General features: G+C 74.3%; 25 protein-coding genes. 8 read left to right on the top strand and 17 right to left on the bottom strand.

Translation table 11 applies throughout. The features are described 5' to 3' along the window. The first annotated feature begins 96 nt into the window (after positions 1-96). Positions 97-450, top strand: coding sequence for an STAS domain-containing protein (locus Q2K16_RS02540; protein WP_302743340.1), 354 nt, complete (start codon positions 97-99; stop codon positions 448-450). 75 nt (positions 451-525) lie between these two features. Here the strand turns inward: Q2K16_RS02540 and Q2K16_RS02535 are convergent, their stop codons facing one another. Beyond that, a complete protein-coding gene (locus Q2K16_RS02535; protein ID WP_302743339.1) occupies positions 526-861 on the bottom strand; it encodes a hypothetical protein in 336 nt (111 codons plus the stop codon). Positions 862-1014: 153 nt separating this feature from the next. After that, complete coding sequence (locus Q2K16_RS02530; protein WP_302743338.1) at positions 1015-2316, bottom strand: NAD(P)/FAD-dependent oxidoreductase; 1302 nt, start codon at positions 2314-2316, stop codon at positions 1015-1017. Positions 2317-2723: 407 nt separating this feature from the next. Between Q2K16_RS02530 and Q2K16_RS02525 the strand changes: the two genes are divergently transcribed. Together Q2K16_RS02525 and Q2K16_RS02520 are read left to right on the top strand one after the other, a co-directional pair. Next, the gene (locus Q2K16_RS02525) at positions 2724-3665 is read left to right on the top strand and encodes a hypothetical protein (RefSeq protein WP_302743337.1); all 942 of its coding nucleotides are present in this window, start codon (positions 2724-2726) and stop codon (positions 3663-3665) included. 131 nt (positions 3666-3796) lie between these two features. Beyond that, a complete protein-coding gene (locus tag Q2K16_RS02520; RefSeq protein WP_302743336.1) occupies positions 3797-4828 on the top strand; it encodes a LacI family DNA-binding transcriptional regulator in 1032 nt (343 codons plus the stop codon). Here Q2K16_RS02520 and Q2K16_RS02515 read toward each other — a convergent pair whose 3' ends face one another. From Q2K16_RS02515 to Q2K16_RS02495, 5 genes are all read right to left on the bottom strand, one after another. Then, positions 4829-5119, bottom strand: a complete 291-nt coding sequence (locus tag Q2K16_RS02515; RefSeq protein WP_302743335.1) for a DUF6510 family protein — start codon at positions 5117-5119, stop codon at positions 4829-4831. 16 nt (positions 5120-5135) lie between these two features. Beyond that, positions 5136-5891, bottom strand: a complete 756-nt coding sequence (locus Q2K16_RS02510; RefSeq protein WP_302743334.1) for a ferredoxin reductase — start codon at positions 5889-5891, stop codon at positions 5136-5138. 1 nt (position 5892) lies between these two features. Further along, positions 5893-6483, bottom strand: a complete 591-nt coding sequence (locus Q2K16_RS02505) for a sulfite oxidase-like oxidoreductase (RefSeq protein WP_489671894.1) — start codon at positions 6481-6483, stop codon at positions 5893-5895. Positions 6484-6592: 109 nt separating this feature from the next. Next, positions 6593-7612: a TerC/Alx family metal homeostasis membrane protein gene (locus tag Q2K16_RS02500; RefSeq protein WP_302743332.1), complete on the bottom strand. Its 1020-nt coding sequence runs from the start codon at positions 7610-7612 to the stop codon at positions 6593-6595. Between the two features lie 247 nt (positions 7613-7859). Next, positions 7860-8273 carry a DUF2267 domain-containing protein gene (locus Q2K16_RS02495; RefSeq protein ID WP_302743331.1) on the bottom strand — a complete coding sequence of 138 codons (414 nt, stop codon included), beginning with the start codon at positions 8271-8273 and terminating at the stop codon, positions 7860-7862. Between the two features lie 166 nt (positions 8274-8439). Between Q2K16_RS02495 and Q2K16_RS02490 the strand changes: the two genes are divergently transcribed. Further along, complete coding sequence (locus Q2K16_RS02490) at positions 8440-8712, top strand: DUF2795 domain-containing protein (RefSeq protein ID WP_302743330.1); 273 nt, start codon at positions 8440-8442, stop codon at positions 8710-8712. Positions 8713-8898: 186 nt separating this feature from the next. Here Q2K16_RS02490 and Q2K16_RS02485 read toward each other — a convergent pair whose 3' ends face one another. The 3 genes from Q2K16_RS02485 to Q2K16_RS02475 all read right to left on the bottom strand — a co-directional run bounded on the left by Q2K16_RS02485 (position 8899) and on the right by Q2K16_RS02475 (position 11726). Next, positions 8899-9873, bottom strand: coding sequence for a pirin family protein (locus Q2K16_RS02485; protein ID WP_302743329.1), 975 nt, complete (start codon positions 9871-9873; stop codon positions 8899-8901). 49 nt (positions 9874-9922) lie between these two features. Further along, on the bottom strand, positions 9923-10840 hold the full coding sequence (locus Q2K16_RS02480) for a hypothetical protein (protein WP_302743328.1): 918 nt from the start codon (positions 10838-10840) through the stop codon (positions 9923-9925). Between the two features lie 64 nt (positions 10841-10904). Further along, on the bottom strand, positions 10905-11726 hold the full coding sequence (locus tag Q2K16_RS02475) for a DedA family protein (RefSeq protein ID WP_302743327.1): 822 nt from the start codon (positions 11724-11726) through the stop codon (positions 10905-10907). Positions 11727-11797: 71 nt separating this feature from the next. Between Q2K16_RS02475 and Q2K16_RS02470 the strand changes: the two genes are divergently transcribed. Continuing rightward, positions 11798-12616 (top strand): MOSC domain-containing protein, encoded by an 819-nt coding sequence (locus tag Q2K16_RS02470; protein WP_302743326.1) that lies wholly within the window; start codon positions 11798-11800, stop codon positions 12614-12616. 91 nt (positions 12617-12707) lie between these two features. On the opposite strand, the gene Q2K16_RS02465 is transcribed toward Q2K16_RS02470, so the two are convergent. The 3 genes from Q2K16_RS02465 to Q2K16_RS02455 all read right to left on the bottom strand — a co-directional run bounded on the left by Q2K16_RS02465 (position 12708) and on the right by Q2K16_RS02455 (position 14930). Continuing rightward, a complete protein-coding gene (locus Q2K16_RS02465; protein WP_302743325.1) occupies positions 12708-13562 on the bottom strand; it encodes an SAM-dependent methyltransferase in 855 nt (284 codons plus the stop codon). Between the two features lie 97 nt (positions 13563-13659). Then, positions 13660-14541 (bottom strand): helix-turn-helix domain-containing protein, encoded by an 882-nt coding sequence (locus tag Q2K16_RS02460; protein WP_489671893.1) that lies wholly within the window; start codon positions 14539-14541, stop codon positions 13660-13662. A 149-nt stretch (positions 14542-14690) separates the two neighbouring features. Then, positions 14691-14930, bottom strand: a complete 240-nt coding sequence (locus tag Q2K16_RS02455; RefSeq protein WP_088645293.1) for a DUF397 domain-containing protein — start codon at positions 14928-14930, stop codon at positions 14691-14693. A gap of 267 nt (positions 14931-15197) precedes the next feature. On the opposite strand from Q2K16_RS02455, the gene Q2K16_RS02450 reads away from it, so the two are divergent. Continuing rightward, positions 15198-15848 carry a GGDEF domain-containing protein gene (locus Q2K16_RS02450; protein ID WP_302743323.1) on the top strand — a complete coding sequence of 217 codons (651 nt, stop codon included), beginning with the start codon at positions 15198-15200 and terminating at the stop codon, positions 15846-15848. Between the two features lie 43 nt (positions 15849-15891). Here the strand turns inward: Q2K16_RS02450 and Q2K16_RS02445 are convergent, their stop codons facing one another. From Q2K16_RS02445 to Q2K16_RS02430, 4 genes are all read right to left on the bottom strand, one after another. Beyond that, a complete protein-coding gene (locus Q2K16_RS02445; protein ID WP_302743322.1) occupies positions 15892-16377 on the bottom strand; it encodes a type II toxin-antitoxin system PemK/MazF family toxin in 486 nt (161 codons plus the stop codon). Positions 16378-16407: 30 nt separating this feature from the next. Beyond that, the gene (locus Q2K16_RS02440) at positions 16408-17688 is read right to left on the bottom strand and encodes an RNA polymerase sigma factor (protein ID WP_302746344.1); all 1281 of its coding nucleotides are present in this window, start codon (positions 17686-17688) and stop codon (positions 16408-16410) included. A gap of 5 nt (positions 17689-17693) precedes the next feature. Next, positions 17694-18113 carry a YciI family protein gene (locus tag Q2K16_RS02435; protein ID WP_302743321.1) on the bottom strand — a complete coding sequence of 140 codons (420 nt, stop codon included), beginning with the start codon at positions 18111-18113 and terminating at the stop codon, positions 17694-17696. A gap of 95 nt (positions 18114-18208) precedes the next feature. Further along, entirely contained in the window at positions 18209-18406 is a 198-nt protein-coding gene (locus Q2K16_RS02430; RefSeq protein ID WP_302743320.1) for a hypothetical protein, read from the bottom strand. A gap of 46 nt (positions 18407-18452) precedes the next feature. Here Q2K16_RS02430 and Q2K16_RS02425 point away from each other — a divergent pair, with 46 nt between their 5' ends. Next, positions 18453-18968 (top strand): NUDIX hydrolase, encoded by a 516-nt coding sequence (locus Q2K16_RS02425; protein ID WP_302743319.1) that lies wholly within the window; start codon positions 18453-18455, stop codon positions 18966-18968. 40 nt (positions 18969-19008) lie between these two features. Continuing rightward, positions 19009-20331: a hypothetical protein gene (locus tag Q2K16_RS02420; protein ID WP_302743318.1), complete on the top strand. Its 1323-nt coding sequence runs from the start codon at positions 19009-19011 to the stop codon at positions 20329-20331. The last annotated feature ends 59 nt before the right edge of the window (positions 20332-20390 follow it).

Here is a 20390-nt window from a genome sequence, read left to right as displayed (position 1 = left end):
CACCGTAACGCGCGGACCACCCGGACCGGGCGTGCGGGAAACCCGTCGGCCGAACCCCGGCGTTTCCCGATCACCTGTTGCTGGGAACATGGGGGCATGAGTCCGCAGCTGTTGACCATCGAGGTGACCCGGCTCGACGCCGGCACCGCCCGGCTGCGGCTCACCGGCGACCTCGACTTCGACACCGCGCCAGAGCTGATCGACGCGGCGGCCGAGGTCCGCGCGGACGGCCACGGCGCACTGATCATCGACCTCGGCGGGGTCGGCCTGTGCGACTCGTCGGGGCTGAGCGCGTTCGTGGTGCTCAGCCGGCGCGGGTCCGGTCCGGTCCGGTTGACCGGGGTCAGCGCCCGGCTCCAGCAGCTGCTCGACCGCACCGGCCTGGCCGAGTTACTGGCGGTGGAGGAAGAGCCGGCCGGAGCCGTCGACGACGTCCGCGAGGTGGGCTGAGGCGTCCGGCCGGGGTGGCCCCCGACCCTGGGACCAGGGGCCGGGGGCCGGGAGGAGGGTCTGGGCGGGTCACCGTCACGCGCCGACGACGGCCTCCCGGGCCTCGACGGCCGGTTGCCGACGTGGCCCGGTAGACCGGGGCACGGCGGACGACGGGGGTTCGACGTCCTCCGGAGGACCGGAATCGGGCAGCTGGAACAGGTACCGGACGAATCCCCCACCCGACTCGTTGTCCTCCGCGCCGGGCCACTGCCCGGCACAGTCCATCCCCACCACCTCGCGGCCCGAGCCGTCGGCCTCCTCCACCAGCGCCCAGAGGCTCACCGGGTAGCACCGGGTCACCTCGGGGCCGACCTGCCAGCGGGAGTACCAGCCGGGACGGGCCGGGACGATCTCCACGATCCTCTTCATGACGACCTACCCTTCCGCGTGCCTCGGAAGAACTCCGGTCGTCCCGATACTCCGACCCACCCGGGTGAGCACCCCTCACCCCGCCGGAGTGAAGCGGGGCCGAGGTCGTCGCCGAGGCACGCAGGCGTCCCGTGTCCGGACGGCCCCAGCGGCTCAGCGGGTACGCACCGGAACCTCGGGCGAGGAACTCTCCAGCGGCACTGCGTGGGCCGGCACCAGACCGAGCTGCGTCGCCGGGCGGGGCAGCGCGGCGTCGAGCACCCAGTCGGCGCTCACCCGCGCCCGGTTACCGGGCATCGCCAGCAGGTGGTAGCCCCGGGTGACCGCCTTGGCGGCCAGCCCCGACAGCGACAGCTTCAGCGGGTTCGCCGCCGCGTCCCTGCCGCCCAGGTCGACCACCCAGCCCAGGTCGTGGTGCTTGTACGGGCGACGCCTGCCGTGCCCGTAGGAGGCGGCGATGTTGTGCGCGGCGAGCTTGCCCTGCCGTTGCGCGTGCTGGGCGGTCATCGTGCAGACCTGCCCGGGGTGGGTCAGGTCCGGCACGGCGGCGGCGTCGCCGCACGCGTACACCTCGGGGAAACCGGGGACGTTGAGATACTCGTCGACCACCAGCCGGCCCTTCTCGGTACGCAGGCCCAACTCGGCCACGAACGGGTCCGGGCGGACCCCGACGCACCAGGCCAGCGTGCAGGTCGGGACGTACTCGCCGTCGGTGAGGTGCACCCCGTCGGCGGTGGCCTCGGCGACCGAGGTGCCCATCCGGACGTCGACCCCCCGGCGGCGCAGCACCCGGTCGGCGGTCTGCGACATCCGCTCGTCCAGTTCCGGCAGCACCCGGGGGGCGACGTCCAGCAGCATCCACCGGGGCCGGACCGTCAACCGGGGGCGTTGCGCGTGCAGCGCGTCGGTGAAGAGTTGCCCGTGCGCGGCGACCTCGGTGCCGGTGTAGCCCGCACCCACCACCACGAAGGTGGCGCGGGCCCGCTGCTCGGCCGGGTCCTGCGCCTGCTCGGCCAGCTCGATCTGGCGGACCACGTGGTCGTGCAGGTAGACCGCCTCGGGCAGGCCCCGGAACCCGTGGGCGTACTCGGTCACACCGGGGATGGGCAGCAGCTTGTTGACGCTGCCGACGCAGAGCACCAGCCGGTCGTAGGCGAGCTGCCCCCGCTCCCCCTCCGGGTTGGTGAAACCGACCCAGCGGTGGCGCAGGTCGACCCGGTCGGCCTCGCCGACGACCACCCGGACGCCGGGCAGGGTGCCGGTCAGCGGGACCGAGATCCGGGTGGGTTCGACCACCCCGGCGGCCACCTCGGGCAACAGCGGCAGGTAGAGGAAGTAGTCGGTCGAGTTCAGCAGCACGATCTCGGCCCGTCCGCCGGCCAGCCGACGCAACGTCTTCGCCGCGTGGTAACCGGCGAAACCGGCGCCCACGATCACCACCCGAGGTTTCGTCATGTCCGTTCCCTTCCCGGCGGTCAGCACGACAAACGTGTCGGATCGCCCCGGCAGGGTCGCGCCGGAGCGGGGCGGCGGATGACGCGGGGGTCACCTCCCCGCCGCCCGTAGGGACTCCCGCGGTGGGGCGAGGCCGTCGTGGGCCATTTGATACATCAGTGACGGGCTCCCGACTGTCGTCACACCGAGTAGACGAGACCGTTGCTTTGGGCGTGCCTTCCGCTCACGCTGAGTTCCGTTCGACCACCACCGATCGGAGGAGAGATGAGAGTTCGCCGTGTCGTCGCCGTCGCACTGGCCGCCCTGGTGGCGGCCGTGGGGCTCGCGCCGACCGCACCCGCCGCGGCGGCCACCGCGGACCGCTGGGGTTTCGCCTACGTCGACAACCCCGCGTCACCAGCTGGACCGTGCTGGACACCAGCCGGCAGTGGGGCACCTGGAAGACCGCCTTCCCGGCCGCCTGGGCCGACGGCGTCAAGCTCGCCCCGGGCCGGTTCCAGGTGCGCTTCCCGCAGATCGGCGCCGGTGCGCGCGGGGTGCCGCACGTGACCCCGGTCGACCGCGCCGGACACTACTGCACGGTGGTGCGCTGGTTCCAGTCGGGCGCCGACGAGATCGTCGACGTGCAGTGCTTCGCCCCCGGCGGCACCCGCGACGACAGCCGGTTCACGGTGCTGTGGACCGCCAGCTCCGGGGTGCTGCCGGCCGGCACCGCCCACGCCTACGTCCAGGGCGGGGTCAGCGGCCTGGTCCAGTCGTACGTATCGACCGGGGCCCCCGCCGCACTGGCCCCGCTCGGGGTCGGGCAGTGGTCGGTGAAGCTGCCCGGGGTCGGGCTGGCCGGGGTCCTGGCCGGCAACGTGCAGGCCACCGCGATCCAGCCGAACGCCGGTCCGCGCCGGTGCACCGTCGCCCGCTGGGGCGCCTCCGGCACCGACGTGCTGGTCTACGTGTTCTGCTTCGACCAGGCCGGCGCGCCGGTCGACACCGACTTCACCCTCTCCTACCACCGGGGACGGTCGGTGGTCGGGTCGCTGGCACCACCGACGTTCTTCGGTCACCTGGCCAGCGCGGCGGGCGGCCCCACCAACGACAACTCCCAGCTCGGGGTCGGCGTCAACACCATCGCGCCGCTCGCGCCGGCCGGCCGCTACCTGGTCACCTTCATGCAGCTCGGGCAGAAGGAGACGCACGCCCAGGTCACCGCGCAGGGCACCGGTCCGAACTACTGCAACCTGACCCAGCCGTGGTCGTACGCGGTGGACGCCCCGGTGGACGTGATCTGCTTCGACAACACCGGCACTCCCGCGCCGTACCAGGTGCTTGTCGCCTTCACCTCACGGATCTGAGCCGGGCGGCACCGCCGGGCGACCATCCCGTGGGCGGGGCCCCTGGGGCTCTCCACCGGCGGGTCCGTTCGGCTAGCGTTGTCGGACGTCGTGCCCGACGGCCGAGCCACGAGCGACACGAAGGTGGACCGATGGGACCGAAGGCGAGCATCCGGGACGTCGCGGCCGCCGCAGGTGTCTCGGTGACCACCGTGTCCCACGTGCTGAACAACAAGTCCGGCACCCGGGTCAGCGCCCAGACCCGGGAACGGGTCGAGACGGTGGCCCACCAGCTCGGCTACGCGGCGAACGGGCTGGCCCGGGGGCTGCGGCTGCAACGGTCGTACGCCCTGGGGCTGCTCGGTGACGTCGTCGCCGCCACCGGTCAGGCCGGGCGGCTCGTCCTCGGCGCGCAGGAGACCGCGTCGGCACGCGGGTGGGTGCTGCTGCTCACCACCGGCCGTGACCCCGAGGTCGAACGGCGGGAGATCCGCGCCCTGGCCCGGCACCGGGTCGACGGTGTGCTCTACGCGACCATGGAGCACCGGGTGGTGCGGGTCCCCGACGAGCTGCGCCCGATGCCTGTGGTGCTGCTCAACGCCCGCAGTGCCGACGCCACGCTCCCCTCGGTGGTGCCGGACGAGCGCGGTGGCGCTGCCACGGCGGTGCGGGAGCTGCTGGCCCACGGGCACCGGCGGATCGGTTTCGTCACCACCGTCGACGACATCCCCGCCGCCCGGGGCCGGCTGCTCGGCTACCGGGAGGCGCTGTGGGCGGCCGGGGTGCCGTACCGGCCGGAGCTGGTGTACGCCGACGTCGGCGACCCCGCAGGGGGCCACCGGGCGGCCCGCGCCCTGCTCGACGCGGCCGACCGGCCGACGGCGCTGTTCTGTTTCACCGACGCGATGGCGATGGGCGTCTACCGGGCGGCGGCCGAACTCGGCCTGCGGGTTCCGCAGGAACTCTCGGTGGTCGGCTGCGCCAACCAGGAGGTCATCGCCGCCGGCCTGTTCCCCGCCCTGACCAGCGTGGCGTTGCCGCACCACGGGATGGGCGCGTGGGCGGTCGAGACCATGGTGGAGCTGCTCGACCGGCCGAAGGGCGCCCGCCGTCGGGTGGCCCGGCACGTCGCCCTGCCGTGCCCGCTGGTGCGCCGGGCGTCGGTCGCCGCCGCACCGCGCTGATCAGCGCAGGAACGGCGGCGTGGTCGCCGGCATCGGCACCTGGAGGTAGGTGGCGCCGCGCAGGTCCAGCCAGGCCCGGTCGGGGGCCCGGACCAGCCGGAGCATCACCTCGGCGCAGGCCGGGCAGCGACCCACCAGCCCGGGGGCGTGGGCGTAGACGCGCAGGCCGGCCATCGGCCCGACCATGCCGCAGGACGCGCACCGCCCGGTCGCCGCGCTCAGGTCCACGGCGAGCAGCTCGCGCAGCGGCCCGTCGAGCATGTTGCCGTCCAGGTAGGACATCTCGGTCATCGGTTCTCCTCGCCGGTCAGCCGGTGGGCCCGAACCGTTCGGTGCGGACCCGGCGGGTCGGGTGGCCCAGCCCCACCAGCAGGTCCGCGACGGTCTCCACGAAGCCGGTCGGGCCGCAGACGTAGCAGAGCGGCTCCAGGTCCGCCGGCCAGCCGTGGGTGTTCACGTCGGCCAGGCCGATCCGGTGCGGTTCGCCCCGCCATCCGTCGGGGGCCTCGCGGGTGTAGACGTAGGTGACGTCCAGACCGAGGTCGTCGCGCGCCCGGGTGCGCAGTTCGTCGGCGTAGATCACGTCCGCCGGGGTGCGTACCGAGTAGATCAGCCGGAACGGCGCGCGGTTGCCGGCGGCCCGGCGGGCCCGCACCATCGCCATCAGCGGCACCACCCCGGAGCCACCGGCGACCAGCAGCACCGGCGGGGTCTGCTCGGGCCGCCAGACGAACCAGCCGCCGACCGGGCCCCGGACCTCCACCGGGTCGCCCTCGGCCCAGGTGTCGGTCAGGTACGGCGACACCTCGCCGTCGGGCACCCGCTGCACGGTCAGCGCGATCCGCTCGCCGTCGGCCGGCCCGGCCAACGAGTACGACCGGGCCGCCTGGTAGCCGTCGGGGGCGGTGAGCCGGACGTCGACGTGCTGGCCCGGCAGGTGCCCCGGCCAGCCGGGCACCGACAGCACGAGGGTCTGCGCGGTGGGCGTCTCGACGTGGCGCTGCGCCAGCCGGGCCACCCGCCAGCCCAGCGGCCTCGCCAGCCGGCCACCGGCTGCGGTCACCTCAGTCGCCCTGGTAGCGCTGCTCGCGCCACGGGTCGCCGTAGTCGTGGTAGCCGGCGGTCTCCCAGAAACCCGGTTCGTCCTCGACGGTCAGCCGCAGGCCGCGTACCCACTTGGCGGATTTCCAGAAGTAGAGGTGCGGCACCAGCAGCCGGGCCGGGCCGCCGTGTTCGGCGGGCAGCGGTTCGCCGTCGTAACCGTGCACCACCCAGGCCCGCCCGTCGCGCAGGTCGTCCAGCGGCAGGTTGGTGGTGTAGCCGCCGTACGAGTGGGCCTGGGCGTAGTCGGCGGCGGTGTCCACGCCGTCGAGCAGCACGTCCAGTGAGACGCCCTGCCAGCTGGTGCCGAACTTCGACCACCGGGTGACGCAGTGGATGTCCACCGTGGGGGTCTCCTGGGGCAGCTCCATCAGCTCCGCCCAGGACCAGCGGACCTCGTCGCCGGTCTCGGTGGTGAGGACGAACTCCCACCGGTCCAGCGGGACCCGGGGGGTCGGCCCGGCGGACAGCACCGGGAAGTCCTCGGTCAGGTACTGCCCCGGCGGCAGGGCCGGGTCGGTCGTCCGGCGGCGGCCCTGGAAGCCCGGTGACACGATGCCCACCCGTCAGTCGTACCATCCGGCGGGCGTGGGCGGGAGGGTTCCGGCGGACCGGCCCACGACCGGCGGCGGACCCGTCGCGGGCAGCCGCCGGTCGCGACGGTCAGTGCTTGTCGACGACGACCTCGGCCTCGCCGGGTTCGCGGTCGCGGGTGGCCCGCAGGCTGGTGAGGGTGACCACGACCAGGACGCCGATGATGACCCCGAGCGAGGCCAGCGTGGGGATCTCCGGCACGCCCGGCCAGCTGCCGTGCGCCCAGTGCAGGCCGAGCTTGACGCCGATGAAGGCCAGGATGACCGCCAGGCCGTAGCTGAGGTGCACCAGGCGGCTCAGCGCGGCGTGCAGCACGAAGTAGAGGGCCCGCAGCCCGAGCAGCGCGAAGGCGTTGGTGGCGAAGACCAGGTAGGGGTCCTCGGTGATGCCGTAGACGGCGGGCACCGAGTCGACCGCGAAGACGATGTCGGTGGCGAGCACCGCGACCACCACCAGGGCGAACAGGGTGAGCGCCCGCCGGCCGTGCTGCCGGATCGTCATCCGGGTGCCGTGGTACTCGTCGACCACCGGCATGAACCGGCGCAGCAGCCGCACCGACCGCATCCTGTTGATGTCGATCTCCTGCTCGTGCCCGGAGAGGGCGTCGCGCAGCAGCTTGACGGCGGTGGCGATGAGGATGACGGCGAAGATCAGGAACGCGAAGTCGAGGGTCTGCAACGCCGCCGCGCCGATGGCGATGAAGACCGCGCGCAGCACCAGCGCCCCGGCGATGCCGTAGAGCAGCACCCGCTGGGCGAGCACGGCGGGCACCGCGAAGGCGGCCAGCAGCAGCATGAACACGAAGAGGTTGTCGACCGACAGCGACTTCTCGACCAGGTAGCCGGTGAGGTACTCGACGCCCTGCTGTGAGCCGAAGCGGTACCAGACCCAGCCGCCGAAGGCCAACGGCAGCGCGATGTAGAACGCCGACCAGCCCAGCGCCTCCCGGATCGACACCTCGTGCGGCCGTCGGGTGACCAGGAAGTCGAGGACCAGCAGGACGAGTACGCCGACGATGGTCACCGCCCACAGGGTGGGGGTGCCTACCGACGACAGACCACCGGCAGCAAAGTACGACAGATCGGTCATGGAGCCTCCTCGAACACCGTGCCATGTTCGAGGTCTCCTTCACCCACGTTCGTCGTGGGCAACCACCCGAGGCGTGCCCGGGGCACGCCGTACTGACCGGAATGGTTCGTGGGAAGTACTCCCCTCGTGCCGACCAGGTTAGGCCAGGTCCGGACGACTCGCCAAGTCGGGGCGGACTCCCGTTCCGGCGTGGTTGCCCTGGTCAACGGCTGTGTGCCCCGGCCCGCCGTCGGGGCACGCCGGTGGGTCAGCCCCGGCGCGGGGTGGCCATGCCGGGGGCGAGCGCCGGCTCCACCAGATCGCGGTAGTCGCGGGGCAGCCGGGTCACCAGATCGTCGAACTCGCCACCGCTGACCGCCTCGTGGACGGTGCCGAAGACCACCCGCACCACGTCCCGGGCGGCCGGCTCGTCCACCTCCGCCCGCCGCGCCACCCGGGCGACGAACTCGGCCGCGCCGAACTGCTCGGCCGCCTCCGTACCGGGGCCGGGCCGCAGCGCCAGCCGCAACGGCGCGGGCAGCTGCATCGCCAGGTCGAGCACCTCACCCCCGGTCAACCGTTCGGCGAGGGTCGCCAGCGTCGCGTGGACCAGCACCACCGCCCGCTCCGGGTCGGTACGGACCCGCCGGGCCACCTGGTCGACGAAGGTGTCGTAGTTCATGCGGGGCTCCCTTCGACATGGGGCGGCTCGGTTACCCGCCGGGACGGCCCGGAAACGACGCACCCGACCCGGCCCGCCCGGGTTTTCCGCCCGTCGGCGCGTGACCGGCCACCGGACGGGTAACCGCCGCGGATCGTGACCGGATCGAGGCGGCGAGGAGGCCCCGATGGCCAGTCGGACCGAAGTCCTGCGGTACCTGTCCGGCCTGGACTACCCCGCGGCGAAGGACGCCGTGGTAGGCCAGGCCGAACGGGAGGGCGCACCACCGGACGTGCTGCGGGCGTTGCGGGCGCTGCCGCCGGTGGACTACGCCAACGACGCGGAGGTGGCCCGCTCCGCCGGGATCGACCCGGCCCCGGAGGTCGGCCCCGCCCAGCGGGCGCAGCAGGCGAGGGAGAGGCAGCACCAGCGGGTCGCGCAGCACCTGCGGAGCATCTGACCCCGAACAGGCGGGCGCCCCGGGTCGCGAACCGCGACCTGGGGCGCACGCGTGCCTGTTCACCGGCGAACCGCCGGGTGGCCACCCGAACCGGGTGGGCATCGCTGCCACGATCATCATAGGCCACGCCATCACCCGTACGGCTGATTTTGGAAATACTGTGGTCGAGCACACCACCGGGCCGGGTCAGCCGTGCAGGTTCCCCCGCCGGCCCCGGGCCTTCAACCGGACGGTCGGCAGCTCCGGGGCGGGCAGCGGCGGGGCCGCGTCGTCGGTGACCCGCCCGAACCGGTCCCGACCGGCCATCCAGTCCGCCCGGGCGGCGGCCACCTCCTCGTGCGAGCGGCCGACGAAGTTCCACCACATGACCAGGGGATCGTCGAACGGCTCGCCGCCGAGCAGCATCAGCCGGCTGCCCGGCTCGGCGGTCAGCTCCAACCCGTCCCGCCCGGTGCCGAGGTAGAGCAGCGCGCCGGGCTCCAGCGACACGCCGTCCACCCGGGCCCGACCGGACATCGCCAGCAGGGCGTACTCGAAGCGGGGTCGCAGTCGCGGCGTCGCCGGGGCGGGGCCGTGCGCGGACAGTTGCACGCCGAGCAGCGGGGTGTGCACCACCGCCGGGGACGCCTCGCCCGCCAGCTCGCCGACGAGCAGGGTGTGCTCCCAGTCGCCGGACCGCCAGCGGGGCAGGTCGGCGTGGTGGGCGAAGCCGGCGGCACCGGCGCGCGCCGGGTCGGGCAGCGCCACCCACAGCTGCACGCCGTGCATCAGCGGCGGACGGGTGGCCGGGGACCGCTCGGAGTGGGCGATGCCGTGCCCCGAGGTCATCACGTTGAGCTGGCCGGGACGGATCGGCTGGACGTTGCCGAGGCTGTCCCGGTGCACGATCTCGCCGTCGAGCAGCCAGGTGACCGTCTGCAACCCGGTGTGCGGGTGCGGCGGCACCTCCATGCCGGGACGCTGCGCCACGTCGTCCGGGCCGAAGTGGTCGACGAAGCACCACGCGCCGACCATCCGGCGGGCCCGCTGCGGCAGCAGCCGGCGCACGGTGGTGTACCGGCCCAGCGGCACATCGTGGCCGGGCAGCAGCACGCTGCCCGGGTCCTCGGGGGCGACGCCGGGTGGTCGGGTCTGCGCCGGCAACGATTCGGTACGGTCCACCGCCCGACTCTATGCCGGCCGGCCCGCGCCGGGTCCGCCCCCGGGCGGTTCAGTCCTCGACGACGGTGACGGTGTTCGCCCCGGCCACCAGGTCGAGGTAGAGCCGGTCGGGTGACCGGTCCCAGTTCGGCGAGCCGACCGTCGCGCCCCGGGCCAACCCGTCACGCCGGTCGCCGTACCAGACGACGCTGCCCGCGCCGGAGGCGGCGCGGACCCGGACCGGGGGGCCGCCGGGGGCGTGGACGACGAACTGGTTGACGCCGCCGGTCATCCGTACGGTGCTGGTGCCGGTGGTCGGCGGCAGCCGCAGGTCGATCCGGGCCGCGCCGCCGATCAGCTCCACCCCGGACAGCCGCGCGCCGGTGAGGTCGAGCACGTGGTCGCTGACGCCGCCGACCAGCCGCAACCGCCAGGTCAGCCGCGCGTTGAGCGTCACGTCGACGACGCCCCGGCCGGGCCGGTCCCGGCGGGTCACCCGCAGTTGCACCAGGTCGCCGGAGACCACGGGCCGGGGGGTGAGTCCGGCGTCGGCGGGGCTGCTGACCCGGTACAGGTCGGCACCGAGGTCGTCGGTGCGCAGCCGGAACGAGGTCACCCCGTCCAGGAGTTCGAAGGTGGCCCGGCGCAAGCCGTCGACAGGCGCGGTCAGGGTCCGCCCGGCGGCCTCGGCGGCACCCGCGCCTCCGGGGTCGACGGTCGCCGGTGACGGGGGCGCGGCGGCGCGGTCACCGGAGGAAACGATCCCCAGCCGGTCGGGGTTCGCCATGGTCGCCACCACCGCGATCGCACCGAGCGCGACCACCAGCACCGCGGCGGCGGCCAGCAGCCGTGCGCCCCGGGGCCAGGCGGGGCGGTACGCCGGTTCCCCCGTCGCCTCGACCGGTTCCCCGGTCACCTCGATCACCGGCTCGAAGAGCGGTCGTCGTTCCCCCGTCGTCGGACGGTGCTCCTGCCCCGGCTCCGCCATCGTGCCTCCCCTGTCCCGGTCCCCGCACAGCAGTACGGCCCGGCCGCCGCAACGGATCATTCCGTCAGTCGGTGTCCCGCCCCCAGAGGCCACCCCGGTAGACGGTCCCGCGGTAGGGCGTACCGTCGGCGACGCCGGGCCGCCCTGCGACGTCACCCCCGGACGCGTCGGCGGCCGGGACGTCGGCGGGCCAGGCATCGGTGCTCGGGGCGGCGGCGCGGGCGGCCCGCGCCCGGCGGACCCGGTTCACCACGAACCAGCCGGCGGCGGCGACGCAGACCACGATGACGACCTTCTGGAACGACCCGACGTACTCCTCGACGACGTGCCAGTTGTCGCCGAGCAGGAACCCGGCCATCACGAAGGTGGTGTTCCAGATCAGGCTGCCCAGCGTGGTGTAGAGCAGGAAGGTCGTGATCGGCATCCGCTCCACCCCCGCCGGGATGGAGATCAGGCTGCGGAAGATCGGGATCATCCGCCCGAAGAACACCGCCTTGACCCCGTGCTTGAGGAACCACGCCTCGGTACGGTCCACGTCGCCCAGCTTCACCAGCGGCAGTCGGGCCGCGATGGCCCGCATCCGGTCGCGTCCCAGCGCCGCGCCGATGCCGTAGAGCACCCACGCGCCGACCACGGACCCGAGGGTCGTCCAGAGGATCGCCGAGACCAGGCTGATCCGCCCCTGGGCGGCGGCGAAGCCGGCCAGCGGCAGGATCACCTCGCTGGGGATCGGCGGGAAGAGGTTCTCCAGCGCCACCGCCAGCCCCGCGCCGGGCCCGCCGAGCCGCTCCACCAGACCGGTGACGAACCCGACCGGCCCGTCCGAGGGGGGCTCGGCGGCGGAGACGACCGTACGGGGGCTGAGCGCCAGGGAGCGTGGGATCATCCGACAAAGTTACGAGCCGGTCGACGAATCGACCACGCGTACCGGTGACACCCCACCGGTACGCTGGCCCGGTGCCGGGACGACTGACCGAGCTGTGGCGGTATCCGGTCAAGTCGATGCTGGGGGAGGCGTTGCGCGACGCCACGGTGGACGGTCGGGGCGTGGCCGGGGACCGCCGGCTCGCCGTGCTCGACCACGACACCGGGCGGGTGGGCAGCGCGAAGCGTCCCCGGCGGTGGTCGGCCCTGCTCGGCGTCCGCGCGACCGGCGACGCCCCCGACCGGGTACGCCTCACCCTCCCCGACGGCACCGTCCTCGACCATCCCGACGCCGGCCTGGACGCCGCGCTGTCCCGGCTGCTCGGCCGGGAGGTCACGCTGACCGGCGCGGTGCCCGCCGATGCCCTGCTGGACCGGGCCGATCCGGACGCGGTCCTGGCCGAGGGGGCCGACGTGGAGGTGCCGGTGACCGGCAACCCGCTCGGTGACGCCGCCCCGCCGGGCAGTCTGGTCGACTTCGCGCCGGTGCACCTGGTCACCACGGCCAGCCTGGACGCGCTCGACCTGCCCCGGGAGGCGGTGCCGCGCTACCGGCCCAACCTGGTCGTCGCGACCGACGCCCGGGGATTCGTGGAGAACGACTGGGTGGGCCGGGACCTGCGGATCGGTGCCGAGGTGGTGCTGCGGGTGCTCGCGCCGACCCCCCGCTGCGCGGTGCCCACCCTGGCCCACGGCCCGCTTCCCCGCGCCCCGCAGGCGCTGCGCTGGCCGGCGGAACGCAACCGGGTGGCCCCGGTGCCGGGCCTGGGCCCGCAGCCCTGCGTCGGGGCGTACGCGGTGGTGGTACGGGGCGGCCGGGTGGCCGTCGGGGACCGGGTCGAGCCGACCTGACCGGCCACGTCCCGCGCGAGGACGCCGGCCCGTCGACACGTGCACGACGACGGCCGGGGACGGGTGCGCACGGGCCGGTGGCGGGGTCCGGTCAGGGCTTGCGGCCGACCGCGCCGTACACGCTGACCTCGTCGACCGTGGGCCGGGGCTGCGGTTCGGCCTCGGCCCGCCACTCGGCCACCGAGACGAGGCCGGGTGCGACCAGGTCGAGGCCGTCGAAGAAGCGGGCGAACTCGTCCCGACTGCGCAGGTTGATCATCCCGGGTGGGGTGCCGTTACGGTTGCCCGCCCGGGCCTCCTCGGCCACGGCGGTCGGCAGGTAGTCGTAGGTGGCGTGCGACGCGGCCAGGTAGCTGCCCGGCGGCAGCGCGGCGAGCAACCGGCCGACCACCCCGTACGGGTCCTCGGTCTCCGTCACGAAGTGCAGGATGGCCACCAGCATCAGGGCGACCGGCTGGTCCAGGTCGAGGGTGCGGCGCAGTTCGGGGTGGTGCAGGATCTTCTCGGGTTCACGCAGGTCGGCGTCGATGTAGGCGGTGGCGCCCTGGGGCGAGCTGGTCAGCAGCGCCCGGGCGTGGGCCAGCACGATCGGGTCGTTGTCGACGTAGACCACCCGGGCCTGCGGGGTGATCGCCTGGGCCACGTCGTGGGTGTTGTTGGCCGTGGGGATGCCGGTGCCGATGTCCAGGAACTGCCGTACGCCGGCCTCGCGGGCCAGGTGCGCGACCGCGCGTTGCAGGAACCGGCGGTTCTCCAGCGCGGCGGTGCGCACGGTCGGGAAGGCCGCCGCCATCGCGTCGCCGGAGTCCCGGTCGGCCTGGAAGTTGTCCTTGCCACCCAACCAGTAGTTGTAGCGGCGGGCCGGATGGGCGACCGAGGTGTCGATCCGGTCGCTGGGGTGCGGGGCGGCGCCCGTCGGGGCATCGGCGGTCACAGGATCCTCCATGACTCCGCGCCATCCGGTCGTCGATGGCGTCCGTCCACTGTCTCCGGTCGATCATCGTAGAGGCCGCCCCGGTGGGGCCGGCGGCCCGGTGGAGCCGTCACTGCGGGTACAGCTCGTCCCGCAGTCGGGTGAGCACCTCGGGCGTGCGTTCCGGCGGGGTGGCCTCGACGCAGAGCCGTTCCATCGCGGCGGCGTAGTAGTCCAGGTCCTCCCGCTTGTCGAGGTAGAGCGCGCTGGTCAACTGCTCGATGTAGACGATGTCGGGCAGGTCGTCGTCGCCGAAGCGCAGGATGGTGAAGGCCCCGCCGGCGGCGGCGTGTCCACCGGCGTCGAACGGGATGATCTGTAGTCGGATGTGCGACGAGCGGGTCGCCTCGATCAGCGCGGTCAACTGGCCGTGCATCACCTGCGGCCCGCCGATCGGCCGGCGCAGGGCGGCCTCGTCGATCACCGCCCACAGCTGCGGCGGATTCTCCCGGTGCAGCACCTGCTGGCGCTGGATGCGCAGCTCCACCCGCCGGTCGACCTCCTCGACCGCGGCACCCCGGTGTCCGAGCAGGACCACCGACCGGGCGTACTCCGGGGTCTGGAGCAGGCCGGGGACGAACTGCACCTCGTAGCTGCGGATCAGCGCGGCGGCGGCCTCCAGGCCCAGGTAGGACTGGAACCAGCTGGGCAGGACGTCGCCGTAGCGGTGCCACCAGCCGGGGCTGTTGGCGTCGCGGGCCAGCTTGAGCAACGCGTCGCGTTCCTCGGCGGCGGTCACCCCGTAGAGGGTGAGCAGGTCGGCGACGTCGCGTTCCTTGAAGCCGACCCGCCCCAGCTCCATCCGGCTGATCTTCGACTCCGAGGAGCGGATCTCCCAGCCCGCGCCCTCACGCGTGACACCGCTGGCCTCCCGCAGCCGGCGCAACTGCGCGCCGAGCAGCATCCGCAACACCGTGGGGCCGGTGGCCGGTCCCCCCTCGGCGGCAACCATCGTCACGTGCCCCGCCCCTCCGCGCTTGCCCACACCAACCGATCGCGGTCCCTGGCCCCCGCCCGACCGACGAGTAAGCATGCCATGGACCGACGGTGAGGTGAACATCCTCCGGAGGGATACGGTCCCGTGGGCAGGACCGTCGGGCGTCAGCCGATCAGATGGTCGAAGTCACCGTCGCGGGCGCCGAGGACGAACGCCGTTATCTCGTCCACCGTGTAGATCAGGGCCGGGCCCTCGGGATGGCGCGAGTTGCGCACGGCGATGCCGGCCCCGCCGGGCAGTTCGGCCAACTCGACGCAGTTGCCGCTGGGATTGCTGCGCCGACTCTTCTCCCACCTCAGCGGGGGCAACTGGGTGGTGGGGACGCCGTTCTCTGGCTGCTGCATGGATGTCTCTCTGTCGGGGTGCGGAACCACTGTCGCGAGGGGACGTTGCGGGGTCGAAGGGGCGGTGCGACATCAGATCCGGCCGTGCTGCACGTGCATCTGCTATTGCATCTGCATCGGACAGCGAGCATGATAACGCACGTGGGCGGTACTTATCCGTTCACTTTGGGTTACCAGGCTCAGGGCTTCCACCTGGGCAAACAGACCCGGCGGGGCACGACGGCCGCCGTCGCCCGGGTCGTGCGCCGACACTGCGAGGGAGGACCCGTGCCGGATCCGTTGACCGTCGCGTCCGGCGTTTCCGCAGCCGGGGCCCTGGTCTCGGTGTGGCAGCTACGCCGCCGGGCCCTCCAGGCCGAGGCGGAACTGGAGCACCTGCAGGCCGAACTGGCCGCGGAACGGCACGCCGCCAGCCATGACGCGCTCACCGGGCTGCCCAACCGGCGGGCCTTCTACCGGCTGGCCGCCGCGTTGCTCACCGACGCCGGTGGGCAGCCCCTCATCGCGGTGGTCCTCGACCTCAACGACTTCAAGCAGGTCAACGACCGCTACGGGCACGCCGCCGGTGACAAGGTGCTGATCAGCGTCGCCCAGCGGCTGGCCGCCTTCGCCGGCGACAACCTGGTCGCCCGGCTCGGCGGCGACGAGTTCGCCGGCCTGCTGGCCAGCCCCTCGGTCGACCGACGCTGGATCGACCACGCCACCCGGCGGCTCTGCGAGGCCATGGCCGCCCCCATCCCGCTGGGCGCGTGCAGCGTCCGGGTCACCGCCTCGGTCGGGCTCGCCCCGGTCACCGGCCCCACCCAGCTCGCCGACGCGCTCTGCCGGGCCGACGCCGCGATGTACCGGGCGAAGGGCGTCACCAGCCGGCACTCACCCCGGCAACTGCTCGACGCCGCCCGCCTCGCCGAGTGCTGAGCCGACCGCCCGGTCGACACCACCCGGCGGCGGTGCCGACGGGTCAGCGCCAGCCGTAACCGGACCGCAGCGCCTGCCCGACCCGGTCGAAGCGACCCCGGTCCAGCACCGCGCCCTCCCGGCGGATGCCGTCCTCACGCATGGTGAGCACCCGGTCCAGCCGTACCCAGCTCGGGCGGGCGTCGCGGTCCCACTCCCCCGGGCCCAGCGCCAGCCAGTGCCGCTGGCCGTCCCGCTCGCTCTGGCTGGACAGCATCAGCCCGAACAGCGTGCGGCTGGACCGGCCGACCACCAGCACCGGGCGGTCCTTGCCCTGCTTCGGGTCGTCCTCGTAGGGGACCCAGGTCCAGACGATCTCCCCCGGGTCGGCCTGCCCGTCCGGCTCCGGCGCGTACGACAGCTCCCGCCGTTGCAGGGCGCTGACCTGCCGCCGCCGGGCCAGCTGCGCCGGGATCGGACCGGGGGTGGCGCGCTGCGCGCCGGTCACCCGGCCGAGTCGGGACGCCACGTTCCTCAACAGACCTGCCACGGCGGGCAGCCTACCGCCAGCCGGGCCGGATCACCCGTCGAGGTCGTCGACCCGGCGCAGCAGCACCGCCCGTTCCCGCACGTTGCGGCACAGCCGGGCGGCGGTCTCCAGCTCGGCGCGCGCCTCGGCGGTCCGGCCGAGCCGGGCGAGCAGCTCGCCACGGACACCGGGCAGCAGATGCGACCCGGCGAGGCGGCCGGTGGCGGCGACCTCGTCCACCACGGCCAGGGCCGGCTGCGGCCCGTCGGCCATCGCCACGGCCACGGCCCGGTTCAGCTCGACGACAGGCGACGGCGCCACCCGGCCGAGCGCCTCGTAGAGCAGCACCACCCGGGCCCAGTCGGTCTCCGCCACCGAGGGGGCGGCGGCGTGGCAGGCGGCGATCGACGCCTGCAACCCGTACGGCCCGAGGCCCCGCCCTGACGCCACGGCCCGGCCGAGCGCCGCCATCCCCCGGCGGACCGCCGACCGGTCCCACCGCCGCCGGTCCTGGTCCGCCAGCAGCACCGCCTCGCCGTCGGCGTCGACCCGGGCCGGAAACCGCGCGGCGGTCAGCTCGCACAGGGCGAGCAGGCCGTGCACCTCCGGCTCGGCGGGCAGCAGTGCGGCCAGTGTCCGGGCCAGCCGGATCGCCTCGTACGCCAGGTCGGGGCGGAGCAGGTCGACGCCGGCCGTCGCCGTCGACCCCTCGGTGAAGATCACATAGAGCACACCCAGGACCGCGCCGAGGCGTTCCCGCCGCTGCGGCGGCTCCGGCAGGGCGAACGGCACCCGCGCGGCGGCGATCGTCTTCTTCGCCCGGGTGATCCGTGCCTGGACGGTGGGCACCGGCACCAGCAGCGCCCGCGCGATCTCCTCGCTGGACAGGCCGCCGACCACCCGCAGCGTCAACGCCAGCCGGGCCGGCGGCGCGAGCACCGGATGACAGGCCACGAACATCAGCGCCAACACGTCGTCGTCGACCCGGTCCGGGTCCCACGGCAGGTCCCCGTCCCCGGACCCGCCGGCCGGCTCGGCGAGCCGGCCGGCGAGCACCGCGTACCGGTCGTCGAGCGCCGCCCGGCGGCGGAACGCGTCGACCGCGCGCCGCCGGGCGGTGGTGAGCAGCCAGCCCACCGGGTTCGCCGGCACCCCGTCGCGCGCCCAGCCGACCAGGGCCTGCGCCACCGCCTCCTGGGCGACGTCCTCGGCGAGCGCGAAGTCGCCGGTGTACCGGGCCAACGCGCCGACGATCCGGGCCGACTCGATGCGCCAGAGCGCCTCGACGGCCCGCCGGGCCGACTCGGCGCCCGGCGGGCCGTCGGCGGGCACCGTGCTCAGAGCTGGCCGGTCCGCTCGCGCCACTCCCGCTCCCTGACGATGAACTCGTTGTCCTGCGGGAACTCGTCGATGCCGGGCACCCGGCGCACCTCGCACTTGCTGCCGGGCAGCGCCGGCATCCGCCGGGCCCACTCGACGGCCTCCTCCTTCGACGCCACGTCGAGCAGGTAGAAGCCGCCGAACAGCTCCTTCGTCTCGCCGTACGGGCCGTCGGTGACGACCGGGGTCTCCCCGCTGTAGTCGACCACCACGCCCTGCGCCGGGTCCTCCAGACCCTCGGCGGCGACCAGCACGCCCGCGCGGATCAACTCGTCGTTGAACCGCCCCATCGTCTCCAGCATCTCCTCGAAGGGGATCTTCATCATCGTCGCCAGGGAATCGTCCGTGTTCCGCATGATCAGCATGTACTTCGCCATCGTCGCTCCTCGTCGTCGGGTCGCCGTTCGACCCGCTCACCCTCTGGTCGAACGGGAACCCGGCCGGATCGACACGACCGTGCGGTGAATTGTCGTCAGGCCGGCCGCCGGGCCAGCACCAGGGTGGTCCGCAGCGCGGTGGCCAGGCCGGTGCCCGCGCCGACCTCGACCAGCCGGGTGGGGGGCCCACCGTGATAGGCGAGGATGGTGGCGGCGAGGGCGGCCGGACACCCCGGCCGGATCTCGTCGTAGTCGTCCGCCACCTCACCGAAGAACTCCACCGTGATCGCCATCGTCGCACCGCCACCGCCCGGACGGTGCCCCGTCGAGGGAGGGCCCATGACCGAACTGCCCCGGGACCTGCCGGTGATCGAACGCACCGCCGTCCGGCTGGTGGTCCGCGACCGGGACGGCCTGATCCTGCTGTTCCACACCCGTGACCCGGAACACCCCCGGCTGGGCACCTGGTGGGAGCTGCCCGGTGGGGGCGTCGACCCCGGTGAGACGTACCCGCAGACCGCCCTGCGTGAACTGCGGGAGGAGACCGGCTTCGTGGTCACCGCCGGGCAGCTCGGCCCGCCGACCTGGCGGCGGCGGGCCAGCTTCATCCACCGCCGGTTGCGCCACGTCCAGGACGAGGTGGTGCTGACGGTACGCCTCGACGCCGCCGCGCCGGACGTCGACGGTGCCGACCGGCTCGACTACGAGGTGGAGGACTACTTCGGGTTCCGCTGGTGGCCGGCCGAGGAGATCGTGACCAGCACCGCCCGGTTCTACCCGGGTCGGCTGCCCGCCCTGCTCACCGCGTTCCTGGCCGGCGAGCGGATCGACGAACCGTTCGAACTCTGGTCCTGACCGGCGTGCCACCGGCCCGCACGGTGGGCACAGTGGGGGCATGACGACGCTCCCGTACGACCCGCTGGCCCGGTACGCCGCCCGACTGCACGCCGGCCTCGGCGACCGGCACCACGTCGCCTCCCCGCTCGGGGCCTGGCTGCTGCTGGCGCTCGCCGCACCGGCCGCCACCGGCGCACAGCGGGCCGAACTGGCCGAGGTGCTCGGTGTCGACGGGGCGGTCGCCACGCAGGCGGCCGCCGCGCTGCTGGACCGGCCGCACCCGCTGGTGCCGTCGGCCACCGCCGTCTGGCACCGGCCCGGCACGGACCCCGCCCGGTTGGCCGGCTGGTGGGACGGGCTGCCCCGGAGCACCGCCACCGGTCCGCTGCCCGACCGGGCTGGTCTGGACGCCTGGGCCCGTGAGCACACCCTCGGGCTGGTCGACCGGTTCCCGCTGACCGTCTCCCCCCGGGTGCTGCTGGCGCTGGCCGGTGCCCTGGCCACCCGGATCTCCTGGGCCACCCCGTTCGACCTGGTGCCCGGCGCGGCGCTCGGCCCCGACGACCCGCGCGACGCGGCCCGGCCGGACGACGGACCCGCGCACGGGCCGGACGCAGGGCACGGGCCGGACCAGGGGCACGGGCCGGTCGGCGGCTGGGCGGGGCGGTTGACCCGGGCGTTACGCAGCCCGGAGCACGGGCACCGGGCCTGGATCGCGGCGACCGGGCCGGCCGGTGACGTCGCCGTGCACGCCGCCGGGGCGGTGGAGTGCGACGGGGCCGGGCTGGTGGTGATCTCGGTGCTGGCCGACCCGGCGGTCCCGCCGGCCGACGTGCTCGCCGCCGGCTACGCGCTGGCCGGCGCGGCGGTGGACGGCGAACCGGCCCGCCGGTCGCTGTTCGACCTGCCGCTGGGTACGGGTCCCCTCGGCACGCTCCGCGAGGAGCCGGTGCGCACCGCCGCCCGTGACGGCCGGGAGGAACGCCACCGCGCGGTGCTGCCCTGCTGGTCGGCCCGGGACGAGCACGACCTGACCGCCCCCGGGCTGGGGTTCGCGACGGTGGGGCGGGCGCTGGGTGGGCTGCTCGGCGTCGACGTAGGCGTCGAGGCCCGGCAGGCGACGGTGGCCCACTACGGCCGGTACGGCTTCGAGGCCGCCGCCGTGACCGGGGCGTTCGCCCTGACCAGCCTCCCGCCACCGGGCGTACGCCGCAGCGCCGAGTTGCGTTTCGGGCACCCGTACGCGGTGCTGGCGGTGGCCACCGACCACCGCGACGGCGAAACCGGACCGTGGCACGGGCTGCCGGTCTTCTCCGCCTGGGTGGCCGAGCCCCGGGAGCCGGTGGACACCGACCTCACCGACCCGGTCGAGTCCTGGTGACCGGAGCCGACCGGCCCTGACCCGGCCGGCGCTCGGAGCCGCTGCGACCAGGCCGGACC

This window comes from Micromonospora cynarisoli (genome assembly GCF_030518815.1).
Taxonomy (GTDB): domain Bacteria; phylum Actinomycetota; class Actinomycetes; order Mycobacteriales; family Micromonosporaceae; genus Micromonospora; species Micromonospora wenchangensis.
Note: the sequence above shows the minus strand (reverse complement) of the source record. Positions and strands in the feature narration are given on the sequence as shown.